We start from the raw sequence: 13,315 nt of genomic DNA, 5'->3' as shown, positions 1-13,315 counted from the left end.
CGCGGCAATCGCGGGTTCAAAGTGTGTACGCAGGGATCTTCATCAGCGCATCTGCACTTCGAAGCAGCCGGCGCACCGCATTCGCGTCACGACTCTCGCCAGATGCGATGCGACGGGGAGGGATCGAGAACTACCTCGGTGGAGCAGTCGGAGCCTGAGAGCAGGCCTTTTCTGGCTTCGGCCAGAATCTCCCGCATCCCTGACTCGAGCGCAGTGAGGAATTCGTCGATGGTCTCGTGGCGACTGACCATCTCGATCTCCCGTCCGTTCACCTCGATCCCCGTATATCCGCCCGAGGCGGTCGGTCCGAGCCGCTTGATCACCGGACCAGCTGACTCGGCGGGTGGGCCGGACGAGTCGGTCGAGTTCGGTTCCATATCTTGTGCCGCATCATGTATTTCCGTGTCATGTCCCGGCAGCCCATGCGACATGTCGAGCAGCGCCTCCGCGACGTGGTTCCATTGATCGATCGCCCGCTGGAGTCGGTGTGCGTAGGCCTGAGCCACCGTTTCCATGGCATCCAGGCATTTCTCTGCGGTGTCGCCCCACTCCTTCGTGTCGAACTCCTCATCCAAGCGGCCGAATTCGAGTGCGGCGAGATTGAGGAAGGCCGGGAGGAGTCGCCGCACGGCGTCTTCCCTGGACTCGAGGAGTTCGGCCTCCCGTTCCACATGGATTTCCCACTGACCGACCACGGACGCTACATCATCCTGCCGGAGGTGAAGATGTGGATCGAGATTCGCGATCGCCTCACGCTCCGCACGACGTCGTGATAACTCTGTCAGTTGGGAGTCGATCCCCCTGAGCTCCGTGCTCAGCCTCGCCACACGGAAGAATTCGTCATCGTTGTCCACTTTCACCACTCCCCTCGCTCGACCGGATACCACTGTGGCAGCCCCTGTCGATCGGAGAATACGATGAGGCCCTGACACGGCTGGGAAGGGAGCCTGCAGACCAGCAGTGTGAACGGAAGTCGGCAGACCAGTACCTGCACAGGGAGCCGAAGAAGATTGGGACTCTATGGTCAGGAAGCGGTGTCGAAGTCATCGTCTCGGTGTGTGAGGGCTGTGACCTCATCACGATGCAAAGAGAGCGGGCGACGGGAATCGAACCCGCGTCATCGGCTTGGGAAGCCGAAGCTTTACCATTAAGCTACGCCCGCATGTCACCGCGGATCAGCAGGTGTCCGCCCAGGTGAAGCCTGGTGCAGGCACGTCGTGATCGGTGACTCGTCCCAGTCTACAGCCTTGTGACTTTCGTGCATCTCGCAGCCAACGACAACCGCGGGTTCAAAATGTGCATGCAGTGACTTCGATCGGGGCAAACACACTTTGAAGCCGTTGGAGCACCGGGCACGTCGAACAGTATCCTCTCGGCACCGCGTCAAGTCCGGCACTACCGGACACCGGACCGCTTTCGTGGGGCGATGAATGCCCTCAGGTGTGGGGCCTGCGCGAAGAGTTTGGTGGCGCACTCTTCAAGGTTGGCGACCTCGGTGAAGTTCAGACGGATGATACGGTACCCCATTTCCAACAGCCGGTTGTATTGACGAACCTCCTTCCGCATCAGCCCAACTCCGTTGTCGGCATATTTGGAGAAGCCGTCGACGAGGACGATCGTCCTTGACTCCCTGTGCAGAAAGTCCACACGAGCAACCACCTCGCGGCCATCCCGGATCCTGGCCTGCTGACTGAACCCGGTCAGTCTCAGTTGCATGAGGTTGTACACGAAGCGACTCTCAGCATAGCTCTCGGACAGCGGGCCGATCGCTGACAGGAGACACTGCGCTCTCGATTGACCTTTGGACAGCCGCCTGAGCACGGGCATGAAGTCCTCTGCGATTCGGCGCTCACCCAGTGCGAGAGTGTCCGGCGGGTAACCGAATCTAGCTGCTTCTGCTGCCCCGGCGTCGGAGCCGAAAGTTGATCTGCGCAGACACCTTTCGAGCGCGGCGAAACCTTCCGGTTCACCCAGTTGGCCGATGAGATCGAATGCGGTGCGAACAGGCGACGTCAGCGACATCTTGCCGATCTGAACGACATCCTCTTCAGGGACGGACCTCGTAGTCCTGACCACATCGGAACTGCAGTGCCGCCTCGTCGGATGAGCGATGAAGACCGTCCCCCGAGGCGGACGATACAGCGGAAAGTCGTGAACGAACCCGGCGGAGACTCCCCAGATCACGTCGTCGACCCCATAATGCGGATACGAAGCCACCCGCAGCGTTTCGAACATGTCGAGGAGTTCGAAGCGAGGTTTCCCTGTCTTCTGATCTGTCTGCTCGATGACTCGCGTGATCCACGCTTCGTCCGTGACGAACTCCGCTATCGCCGAATGTCGGGGGTTCGAGCAGCGGGCGACGATCGAATACATTCCTTGCGTGAGCGCCAGCAGGCAGCAGCCGATGGCGTCGCGGATGCACCTACTCTGCACACCGCACGCTCTGAGTTCACTGGTCCGGACCACGTTGTACATGCGGCAACACTGTCGATGTGCATGGGACTCTGGCAAGGGCTCCTCACCGGCCTGTGGACTCGCTCTCGGCGTCCACACCCATGCGGTGTTCGAGTCCGCGGACTGTCAACATTGCACGACGTTCGAGTCGTCGACGCTTCCCCACCTGCCTGGTGCTCGAATGAAGCCGAGTCTTAGCGCAATGGCACGTGCACCGCGGCGGCCGCGTCGCGCTGGAAGAACGGGCGCGATGACACCAGCGCAAGGGCCGCCGCGGCGCCCGAACGGCAGAGTCTGCACGGACGTCGACGCGGCCACAACACAGTGTCATCCACAACCGCGTGTCCAAAGTGGAATTGCGCCGATCAGGATCAGGACGTTCACACTTTGAACACGCGGTTGGGTGGTGGATCAGTGCTCGACAGCCTCCTCGGCGCCGAACCCGGTATGGGCGCGGACAGCCATCTCGGCGGCGAGTTCCGGGCTCTCCACCGTCTTGTCGGTGACCGAGGCGATCCACCCGAGGAGGAACCCGAGCGGAATCGAGATGATTCCCGGGTTCGACAGCGGGAAGATCGCGAAGTCGGCTCCGGGGATCATCGCGGTCTCGGAACCGGAGACGACCGGCGAGAACGCGATGAGCACCATCGCCGAGATCAGCCCGCCGTAGATCGACCACACCGCACCGCGAGTGGTGAAGCGCTTCCAGAACAGCGAGTAGATGATCGTCGGCAGGTTCGCACTCGCCGCAACGGCGAAGGCGAGTGCGACGAGGAAGGCAATGTTCTGACCCTGCACACCGATTCCGCCGATGATGGCCACGATGCCGATGACGACGACCGTGCGACGCGCGATCTTGACCTCGGCCTCGGAGTCTTCGACCTTGCCCTTCTTGATGACATTGGCGTAGATATCATGGGCGAAGGACGCGGCTGCGGTGATCGCGAGCCCGGCGACCACCGCGAGGATCGTCGCGAAGGCCACCGCGGAGATGAAGCCCATGAGGATGGGCCCGCCGAGGTGGAGCGCCAGCAGCGGTGCCGCAGAATTCACTCCGCCGGGGGCGTTCTCGATCGCGTCGGCGCCGACAAGTGCCGCGGCACCGTAGCCGAGGACCAGGGTGAAGAGGTAGAAGGCGCCGATGAGCCAGATCGCCCAGACGACCGACCGGCGCGCCTCCTTCGCCGTGGGCACCGTGTAGAAGCGCATCAGCACGTGCGGCAGACCCGCGGTGCCGAGCACCAGAGCCAGCGCCAGGGAGATGAAGTCGAGCGGGTTCTCCCCGTACTTCTGACCGGGCGCCAGGATCGCTTCACCGACCCCGGAACCGGCATTCTCCACCGCCGAGGCCAGCAGCGTCGAAAGGTTGAAGCCGTTGAGCGCGAGGACCCAGATGGTCATGGCGAAGGCTCCGGCGATGAGCAGGATCGCCTTGACGATCTGCACCCAGGTGGTGCCCTTCATTCCGCCGACGAGGACGTAGATGATCATCAGTGCGCCGACGACGGCGATGACCAGAGACTGCCCGACCTTGCCATCGATGCCCATGAGCAGGGAGACGAGTCCGCCGGCTCCGGCCATCTGTGCGAGCAGGTAGAAGAAGCACACGGCCAGGGTCGACAGGGCCGCTGCCATGCGCACCGGACGCTGCTTGAGGCGGAACGAGAGCACATCGGCCATGGTGAACTTGCCTGTGTTGCGCATGAGTTCGGCGACGAGGAGCAGTGCGACGAGCCACGCGACGAGGAAGCCGATCGAGTAGAGGAACCCGTCGTAGCCGTTGACGGCGATCGCGCCGCAGATGCCGAGGAACGATGCTGCCGAGAGGTAGTCTCCGGAGATCGCGAACCCGTTCTGCGGCCCGGTGAATGACCGCCCGCCGGCGTAGTAGTCGGAGGCTGACTTGTTGTTGCGGCTGGCCCGCAGGACGATGAACATCGTCACCGCGACGAAGGCGGCGAAGATCGTGATGTTGAGGATCGGGTTGTTTTCGACTTCGGTGGTCGCTGCGCTGAGGAGGTCCATTCCCGAGGCGACGAGGTCTCCGATTACCAGAGTGCTCATGAGCGGCGTCCTTCCGTTTCGGCCTGCAGTCGTTCACGAATCGCTTGAGCGGGAGGGTCGAGCTTCTTGTTGGCAAACGAGACGTAGAACATCGTGATCGCGAAGGTCGTCACGAACTGCAGCAGCCCGAAGACGAGGCCGATGTTGATCTCCCCCACGACCTTCGTGGACATGAAGTCGTGCGCGTACGTGCTGAGGATGACGTAGAGGAAGTACCAGACGAGGAAGGCGATCGACAGCGGGATCACCACTGAGAATCGCTTGCGCTTGAGCGCCTTGAACTCCGTGCTCTCCTCCTCCGCGAGGAAGTCGACACCGGTGCTGACAGGGTCAGTCATGCTTTCTCCTTTGAATAGACAGAACATCAGTGTCCTGAATCACATGACCCTAAAGTAACGTTCAGCATGCGCTAGGGAATACCACCGAAAGTTGGTAGCTTGTTCACATGAATGCCCACGCGAAGGAAACGCGAGCTCTCAAGGCCGAGACCCGTCGCCTGTTCGTCGAAGCCGTCGATTCGCTGCATCGAACCGGCACGGGCGACGTCGTCTTCGGAGGAACTGTCGATGAGGGATCGGTCGCCGTCGAGGCCGTCGCCGGTGCTGACCAGGATCTGCTCTCCTCACTCATCGTCTCGACCGGACGGGGGCTCGGAGGCCGGGCCATGACCGAAGGCACCCCGCAGCTGACCCGCGACTACGAGATCGACCCCTATATCACTCACCACTACGACGAGGAGGTGCTCGGCGAGGGCATCCGCGTCCTCGTCGCCGTCCCGACCCTGCGCGGAGGTGAGGTGACCGGAATGGTCTACTGCGGGCACCGCTCGGACTACGACGCCGCCGCACCGCAGACGGGAGATCTCGTCAGACGGGTCCGACAGCTGTCGGTCGACCTCGCCCGGCTCAGCCGCCGCAGCGTCCATGAGCCGACAGCTCGCACCGAACAGCTCTATCCCGATCTCGATCCCTCGGGCAGGGAGGCGCTGCGCCATACCTATGCGGAGCTGCGGGCCATCCGGTCGAGCATCGTCGACGACGAGACCCGGGAGAGGCTCAGCGGTGTCGAGGCCCGGCTGGCCGACATCCTCTCGGGGCACAACCCGGAGAACTACGCGTCACCGGTGCCGGCAGTTCGTCTGTCCCCGCGGGAGACGGACATCCTCTCCCATGTGGCGCTGGGATGGTCGAATGCGCGCATCGCCGAGGAACTGAGCCTGCGTGAGTCGACGGTGAAGTCCTACCTCAACACCGCAATGGTCAAACTCTCGGCACGGACCCGCCACGAGGCGGTCTCCATCGCCAGGTCCTCGAACGTCCTCCCCTGAACAGGGGCCCGTCGCCGTCGACGGCACTCAGCCGTTGATGGCCTCGGAATTCTCCCGCTCCATCTCCAGGGAACGGTCCGCAGCTGCCTGCGCGGCCGCCTCGGCGATATCGAAGATCCCGGCGTCGATGAACTGCTGCAGCCCGGCCAGGGTCGTGCCTCCCTTGCTGCTCACGGCCTGCCGCTGAGCGGACGGGTCGGGCTTCGCGGTCAGGAGTCGGCCGGCCCCGTCGGCTGTGGCGACGACCATCCGGCGGGCGGTGTCCTCGTCGAGTCCCTGCTTGACTCCGGCGGCGATCATCGCCTCGGCGAGGAGGAAGAAGTACGCGACTCCGGACCCGGAGATCCCGGTCATCGCGGGGATCTGGGTTTCGTCGAGGTCGACGACGAGTCCGGCGCCGGAGAGCAGCTGACGGAGAGTGTCGACGCTGTCGGCGGGCACCTCGGCGTCGGGAGCGAGCGCGATGACGCCGTGGCCGATGGAGCTCGGCGTGTTCGGCATGATCCGCACGATCGGGTGCTTCGGCGCGAGTTTCTTGAGGTCGGCGGACGCGACTCCGGCGGCCATGGACACGAGCACCGTGTTCGCTTCCAGGGCGGGAGCGAGTTCGGCCAGGGTGTCGGTCATCATCCAGGGTTTGACGCCGAGGAAGACGAAATCGGCTCCGGCCGCGGCCGTTCGGTTCGCCTCCGGATCGTCTTCCAGAGCTGTCACCGTGGCTGTGGGAAGATCGCTGCTCAGGCGCTGCGCCGAGGCGGTCGAGTTCGTCGTCGCACGAACGGTGATGCCCGCGTCGGCGCTGAGGATTCCCTGGATCAGCGCGGTGCCCATATTGCCGGTTCCGATGGAGGCGATGGTGGTCAAATCGAGCCAGCCTTTCGATGCTGTCGTCTGTGTTCTGTGGTCTCCTGCGCACGGGGCGGCAGGCGGTCTCCGCGGTTGTCGGCGGTCAGTCGCCGGTGGGTCCTCCGGCGGTCAGTCGCCGGTGGGCGGCGAACCGTGCTCAGAGGTGCGGGTGTGGCTGTGGGAGTTGCGTCGTGGGGCGGTCTCGGCCAGGCCGAGGTGCTCGCGGGCGAAGGCGATGGAGTCGGCGAGCATCTTCTCACGGGTGGACTGCTTCCGGACGAATCGCGTATTGACCTCGACGACGACGTCGCCGGCCCAATTGTATTTGGCAAGGTACTGCAGGGTCTCTGCCACCGGCATGGTGCCTGCCCCGGGAACGAGGTGTTCGTCTTTGAGTGAGCCCGCCCCGTCGGTGAGATGGACGTGACGGAGTCTGTCGAAGATCTCGCCCACGGTCTCCAGGGCGTTCATCCCGGCCGTCGAGGCGTGGGAGAAGTCGAAGGTGAGATCGTCGTAGTCTTCGTCCAGCGGGTTCCAGTCGGGATAGTAGACCTGGACTTCGCGCAGGCCCGCACGCCACGGATACATGTTCTCCACGGCCAGTCTCACTCCGGTCTCCCGGGAGACCTCGCGGACGCCGTCGACGAAGCCGAGGGCGTACTCCCCCTGCCATCTGAAGGGCGGGTGGAGGACGACTGTCTCGGCGTTGACGGCCTTGGCGAGGTTCGCGGTGATCCGCAGCTTCTCCCAATGGTCCTTGTGCAGCACCCGGGGCAGGAAGAGGAGCGTCGGGGCGTGGAGGGAGATGACGTCGAGGCCGGTGTCGCGGGCGAGCCCGTTGATGAGATCGACATCGCGGGTCTCAGCGTTGTGCGTGACCATGATCTCGACACCGTCGTAGCCGTGTTTGGCGGCCTGGGTGAACGTCTCCTCGACGGTCATCGGAGACACTGAGGAGCTGGAGAGGCCGAGGCGGATCCGATGGTCGGAGACGTGGTGGGCGTCGTGTTCGTAGACCTCGTGGCTGTCGAAGAACTCCTTGTTGCGCCGCGAATTCGAGCGCGCGGAGTTCTTGGTGGTCAACACCTTCCGCTGGGACTTCGACTTCTTGCTCATCGCTTCCAGTTTAGCGCGGACTTCGGCTGCCACGCCCCCTCCCCCAGAACTACCCGACGGGTCCCCAGCACCCTGGCGCCAGGGTGCTGGGGACCCGTCGGGTAGCAATATTAGGAGTAGAGGGCTTCGGTGTCCTCGTCCACCCATCCCTTGGAGCGTTCGACTGCCTTGTTCCACAGACGGTAGACGCGCTCGACCTTCTCCTCGTCCATCGACGGGTTCCACCGCTTGTCCTCGCGCCAGTTGGCCTTCACGTCCTCTTCGCCGTTCCAGAACTTCACCGCGATGCCGGCCGCGTAGGCCGCGCCCAGCGCCGTGGTCTCGACGACCTCGGGACGGATGACGGGCACACCGAGGAGGTCGGCCTGGAACTGCATGAGCGTCTCGTTGGCGACCATGCCGCCATCGACCTTGAGCTCGGTGAGTTCGACACCGGAGTCGAGGTCCATTGCGTCGAGGACCTCCCGGGACTGGAAGGCCACGGACTCGAGAGTTGCGCGAGCGATGTGGTTCTTGTTCACGTACCGGGTCAGTCCCACGATGGTGCCGCGGGCGTCGGACTCCCAATGCGGGGCGAAGAGACCCGAGAACGCCGGCACGATGTAGCAGCCGCCGTTGTCCTCGACCTGCTTGGCCAGAGTCTCGACCTCCGGGGCGTCCTTGATCAGACCGAGGTTGTCGCGGATCCACTGCACGAGCGAACCGGTCACCGCCACCGATCCTTCGAGGGCGTAGACGGTCTCCGCGTCGCCGATCTTGTACGCCACGGTCGTGAGCAGGCCGTTCTTGCTGGCCACCGGCTCGTTGCCGGTGTTGATGAGCATGAAGTTGCCGGTGCCGTAGGTGTTCTTCGCCTGCCCCTTCTCGAAGCAGGCCTGACCGAAGGTCGCTGCCTGCTGATCGCCGAGGATGCCGCAGATCGGGGTGTCGATGATCAGCCCGTTCTTCGCTCCGTAGCCGTAGATCTCCGAGCAGGACTTGATCTCCGGCAGCATCTCGACGGGGATGCCCATGTCCGCAGCGATCTCGGCGTTCCAGTCGAGGGTGTCGATGTTCATCAGCATCGTCCGCGAGGCGTTCGTGACATCGGTGACGTGGATTCCGCCGTTGGTCCCGCCGGTGAGGTTCCAGATCACCCACGTGTCCATGGTGCCGAAGAGGAGGTCCCCGGCCGCTGCGGCTTCCTTGACCCCGTCGACATTGTCGAAGACCCATTTCGCCTTCGGCCCGGCGAAGTATGTTGCCAGCGGCAGGCCCACCCGGTCTTTGTACTTGTCAGCGCCCTCGTCTCCTGCAAGCTCATCGCAGATCTTCTGGGTGCGGGTGTCCTGCCACACGATCGCGTTGTAGACGGGTTCACCGGTCTTCTTGTTCCAGATCACCGTGGTCTCACGCTGATTCGTGATGCCCACGCCCTCGAGCTGGTGGCGGTTGATGTTCGCTCGCGTCAGAGCCTGGCCGATGGCTTCGTTCGTGTTCTTGATGATCTCGACCGGGTCGTGTTCGACCCAGCCCGCGCGGGGGAAGATCTGCTCGTGTTCGAGCTGACCGGACGAGACGATCTGGCCGTCATGGTTGAAGACGATCGCCCGCGACGAGGTGGTTCCCTGGTCGATGGCGAGGATGTACTTTTCCTGACTCATTCTGACTCCTGTGTCGAAGTGGTTGTCTGTGATCGTACTCAGTTGTCTTTGATCGTGCTCAGATCAGTGCCCGGGAGAGCAGGCCGGCGAGCACGGCGCCGACCAGAGGCCCGGCGATCGGCACCCACGAATAGGCCCAGTCCGAGCCGCCCTTGTGCGGGATCGGCAGCAGAGCGTGGACGATGCGGGGTCCGAGGTCACGGGCCGGGTTGATGGCATAGCCGGTGGGACCGCCCAGCGAGGCGCCGATGGCGACGACGATGAGCGCCACGGCCAATGGTCCGAGCTTGTCCGGGGTGCCTCCGAACAGGAGGATCACGATGACGAGCACGAAGGTCGCCACGACCTCGGTGATGAAGTTCCACCCATAGGAGCGGATCTCCGGCCCGGTGGAGAAGGTGCCGAGGATGCTGCCGGGATCCTTCTCCTCGTCGTAGTGCTTCTTGTAGACGGCCCAGGCGAGGAATGCGCCGAGCATCGCGCCGATGAGTTCGGCGGCGAGGTAGGCGACGGTGTTGACGAAGTTGACGGGGATCCCGTCCGCGTATTCCGCGGCCCCGCTGGAGAGGATGCCGAAGGTCACGGCGGGGTTGAGGTGTGCGCCGGTCTTGTAGGCGACGTAGACGCCGGCGAAGACGGCAAGTCCCCAGCCGAAGGAGATCAGCAGCCAGCCGCCTCCGTTGCCTTTGGTCTTGCCGAGCACGACGTTGGCGACGACGCCGACGCCGAGCAGCATGAGCATCGCCGTACCCGCGATCTCATAGAGAAAAATAGTGCCCATATCTCACAAACTCCTATTGTTTGTCGGCCCGGTGGGTGTCCCGGTCCGTGGTCGACCCGGAGGGTGCTCCGGTTCGGTGACTATTCGATTGTCGGTATTCGGTTGTGATCGCACTTCCTTGTGCGCGACCCGGGGCAGTCTCTCTGCGGTGGAACCGATCCGCGTGCCGACTCAGCGCAGGGTCTGCCCCACGAGAGCCGCCGCCGAGGCGTCGTCCTCCGTGCCCTCGGCCGCGACCTGGGCATCGACGTGGGCATGGAATTCCGCGACTTCGGCCGCCTCACGATCGGCGTCCCATCCGAGGACGGGGGCGACGATGGCGGCGACCGCCTCGGCGGCGCTCTTGCCGCGATCGCGGCTCTCGTAGTTCAGCCGCATGCGGCGTTCGAGGATATCGCCGAGGTGGACGGCCCCCTCGGCGGCGGCCGCGTAGTGGGCTTCGACGCGCAGGTAGCGGTCGGCGCCGTCCAACGGCCGGCCGAGATCCGGATCCTCATCGACGAGGTCGAGCAGGTTCTCGATGAGGGTTCCGTAGCGGCGGATGAGGCGTTTGACGCGGTCCTCGTCCCATCCGTACTTCTCCGCGATCCCGGCCTGCCCGCGGCGCAGGGCACCCACACCCTGTGCGCCGAGCAGCGGCACGGATTCGGTCAGCGACCGGCGGTCCTTCGCATCGTCGCCGAGGACGAAGTCGACGGCGTCTTCGGCCATCACCCGGTAGGTGGTGAACTTGCCGCCGGCGATCGCGGCCAGTGCCGGTTCGACCTCCATCACGGTGTGTTCGCGGGAGACCTTCGTCGAGGCCTGGCCTTCCTTGGCCACCGGCTGCAGCAGCGGGCGCAGCCCGGAGTAGACGCCGATGACGTCCTCGCGGGTGAGTTTGTCGGCGAGGATGGCATTGGCGTGTTCGAGCAGGTACTCGATGTCCGGCGAGGTCGCCACCGGTGCATCGACGTCTTCGTTCCATGGGGTGTCGGTGGTGCCGATGACCCAGTAGCCCTCCCAGGGGATGACGAAGAGGACGGACTTCTCCGTCTTCGAGATGATTCCGGTATTGGGTGCGGCCTTGATCTTGTCCTGCGCCACGGTGATGTGCACGCCCTTGGAGGCGAGCACCTTGAGCCCGGCATCGGCCTTCGCCAGATCCTGCTGTTCCTCGGTCCACACGCCTCCGGCGAGGATGGTGCGGCGGGCGTGGATGTCGAATTCCTCGCCGGTGATCTCGTCTCGGGCGTGCACACCGGTGACGTGGTCGCCGTCGTGGAGGTAGCCGATGACGGAGACGTGGTTGGCGGCGGCGGCTCCGTAGCTGACCGCCGAGCGCACGAGCGTCATCACGAACCGGGCGTCGTCGACCTTCGCATCGTAGTATTCGAGCGCACCGACGGCCGCTTCATCGGCCAGGCCCGGGAAATGGGCGCTCAGCGCCTTCTTGCTCAGGTGACGGTGCATCGGCACGGCGCGTTTGCGGCCCGGGCGGGTGGCCATCGTGTCGTAGAGGAGGACACCGGAGCCGATGAAGGCACGGTCGATGAGCCGGTGTTCGAAGGGGAAGACGAAGGCGACGGGCTCGACGAGGTGGGGCGCGGTGTGCTGCAGCAGCAGGTCGCGTTCCTTCAGGGCCTCGGCGACGAGTTTGAAGTCGAGCATCTCGAGGTAGCGCAGACCGCCGTGCATGAGCTTCGAGGACCGGGATGAGGTTCCTGCAGCCCAGTCCTTCGCGTCGACGACACCGACCTTGAGCCCGCGGGTGGCCGCGTCGAAGGCCGATCCTGCTCCGGTCACTCCCCCGCCGACGACGAAGACATCGAGCGGATCGGCCGCGCTCGTCTTCTTCAGCGTCTCCAGCGCCTGGTCACGGAAGTTCGGGGACAGCTCACCATTTCGCATCAGCAGGTTCGTGCTTTCTGTCGGAGGTTTCAGTTTTCGACCGATGTCGGCACCCCAGCTGAGACGCAGTGTGGGTGCCGCCTCGGCGACTAATCAAAAACTAGCAGGCGAACCTGAATTCCGACAGCAATCGGACTGCGCGCGAAGCAGTCTGTCGTGTCCGGGACGTGCCGGACACGACAGGCCGGAACGTGCCGGACCGAGACCAGCGGAGACTCAGTCGAGTGCGGCGACGGGTTCGACGCGCATCGTCGAGGACTGCTCGGCCGAGTCCAGCAGATCGAGCTTGCGCATGATGATGCCCTCACGCAGCGCCCACGGGGAGATGTTCATGACGCCGATGTCGAAGATCGTGAAGGCCGCCTCGGCGACGATCGCACCGGCGAGCACCTGACCGGCGCGGGCTTCGGAGACGCCGGGCAGCGTCGCCCGCTCCTCCGGGGTGCGTGAGACCAAGGTGTCGATGATGCCTGCGAGATCGCGGCGGAAGAGTTTCCGGGGAGCGTAGATCCCGTCTCCGCTCGGAGCCGCCCCGGCGATGCGGGCAAGTGACCGGAAGGTCTTCGAGGAGCCGACCACCTGATCGGGCACACCGACCCTGTTGATGTCACCGGCGATGCGCCCGATCTGTGCCCGGGCGTGCTTGCGCAGTCTGTGGAGGTCCTCTTCCGAGGGGATCGGGTCCGGCAGGAACTCCGAATAGGTGCGGCCGGCACCGAGCGGAACCGACACTGCCGCCTGCGGGTACTCGTCCTGACCGGCCGCGATCTCCAGGGAGCCGCCGCCGATGTCGAGCAGCAGGATCTTTCCGGCCGACCATCCGAACCAGCGGCGGGCGGCGAGGAATGTCACCCGGGCTTCGTCCCTGCCCGACATCACGTTGAGCGTGACGCCGAGCTGGGAATTGATCGATTGGATGAGTGCGGCACCGTTCGGGGCATCGCGAACCGCCGAGGTCGCGAAGGCCAGAATCTGCTCGGCCCCCTGGTCCTCGGCGATCTCGACGGCGTCGGTGATGAAGGAGTGGAGACGATCCTGCCCCTCCTCGTCGATCCGCCCGTCTTCGCCGAGGTACTCCGCGAGGCGCAGCACCTCCTTGTGGGAGGTGGCCGGCAGGGGCGGTGCTCCGACATGAGCGTCGACGACGAGGAGGTGGACGCTGTTGGAGCCGATATCGAGGACTGCTAGACGCAT

The 13,315-nt window shown here is 64.5% G+C and carries 11 protein-coding genes and 1 tRNA gene; 1 reads left to right on the top strand and 11 read right to left on the bottom strand.

The features are described 5' to 3' along the window. Positions 1–86: 86 nt before the first annotated feature. The 5 genes from L1F31_RS05535 to L1F31_RS05515 all read right to left on the bottom strand — a co-directional run bounded on the left by L1F31_RS05535 (position 87) and on the right by L1F31_RS05515 (position 4,856). Positions 87–671, bottom strand: a complete 585-nt coding sequence (locus L1F31_RS05535; RefSeq protein WP_265419672.1) for a hypothetical protein — start codon at positions 669–671, stop codon at positions 87–89. Between the two features lie 420 nt (positions 672–1,091). Further along, a tRNA-Gly gene (locus L1F31_RS05530) sits at positions 1,092–1,162 on the bottom strand. Positions 1,163–1,395: 233 nt separating this feature from the next. Further along, positions 1,396–2,475, bottom strand: a complete 1,080-nt coding sequence (locus tag L1F31_RS05525; RefSeq protein WP_265419671.1) for a PDDEXK family nuclease — start codon at positions 2,473–2,475, stop codon at positions 1,396–1,398. Between the two features lie 390 nt (positions 2,476–2,865). Beyond that, positions 2,866–4,479, bottom strand: a complete 1,614-nt coding sequence (locus tag L1F31_RS05520) for a solute symporter family protein (RefSeq protein ID WP_265420397.1) — start codon at positions 4,477–4,479, stop codon at positions 2,866–2,868. A 35-nt stretch (positions 4,480–4,514) separates the two neighbouring features. Beyond that, positions 4,515–4,856, bottom strand: a complete 342-nt coding sequence (locus tag L1F31_RS05515) for a DUF485 domain-containing protein (RefSeq protein ID WP_265419670.1) — start codon at positions 4,854–4,856, stop codon at positions 4,515–4,517. A 107-nt stretch (positions 4,857–4,963) separates the two neighbouring features. Here L1F31_RS05515 and L1F31_RS05510 point away from each other — a divergent pair, with 107 nt between their 5' ends. After that, complete coding sequence (locus L1F31_RS05510; RefSeq protein WP_265419669.1) at positions 4,964–5,845, top strand: helix-turn-helix transcriptional regulator; 882 nt, start codon at positions 4,964–4,966, stop codon at positions 5,843–5,845. A gap of 27 nt (positions 5,846–5,872) precedes the next feature. Here L1F31_RS05510 and proC read toward each other — a convergent pair whose 3' ends face one another. The 6 genes from proC to L1F31_RS05480 all read right to left on the bottom strand — a co-directional run bounded on the left by proC (position 5,873) and on the right by L1F31_RS05480 (position 13,315). Beyond that, entirely contained in the window at positions 5,873–6,709 is an 837-nt protein-coding gene (proC, locus tag L1F31_RS05505; protein ID WP_265419668.1) for a pyrroline-5-carboxylate reductase, read from the bottom strand. Between the two features lie 111 nt (positions 6,710–6,820). Next, entirely contained in the window at positions 6,821–7,807 is a 987-nt protein-coding gene (locus tag L1F31_RS05500) for a sugar phosphate isomerase/epimerase family protein (RefSeq protein ID WP_265419667.1), read from the bottom strand. Positions 7,808–7,917: 110 nt separating this feature from the next. Then, on the bottom strand, positions 7,918–9,450 hold the full coding sequence (gene glpK / locus L1F31_RS05495; protein WP_265419666.1) for a glycerol kinase GlpK: 1,533 nt from the start codon (positions 9,448–9,450) through the stop codon (positions 7,918–7,920). 58 nt (positions 9,451–9,508) lie between these two features. Next, positions 9,509–10,231 (bottom strand): MIP/aquaporin family protein, encoded by a 723-nt coding sequence (locus L1F31_RS05490; protein ID WP_265419665.1) that lies wholly within the window; start codon positions 10,229–10,231, stop codon positions 9,509–9,511. A gap of 171 nt (positions 10,232–10,402) precedes the next feature. Beyond that, positions 10,403–12,121: a glycerol-3-phosphate dehydrogenase/oxidase gene (locus L1F31_RS05485; protein ID WP_265419664.1), complete on the bottom strand. Its 1,719-nt coding sequence runs from the start codon at positions 12,119–12,121 to the stop codon at positions 10,403–10,405. 216 nt (positions 12,122–12,337) lie between these two features. Next, positions 12,338–13,315: a Ppx/GppA phosphatase family protein gene (locus L1F31_RS05480; RefSeq protein ID WP_265419663.1), complete on the bottom strand. Its 978-nt coding sequence runs from the start codon at positions 13,313–13,315 to the stop codon at positions 12,338–12,340.

This window comes from Brevibacterium spongiae (assembly GCF_026168515.1).
Classification (GTDB): Bacteria; Actinomycetota; Actinomycetes; order Actinomycetales; family Brevibacteriaceae; genus Brevibacterium; species Brevibacterium spongiae.
The sequence above is the reverse complement of the archived record's forward strand: the minus strand, read 5'-3'. Positions and strand labels throughout refer to the sequence as shown.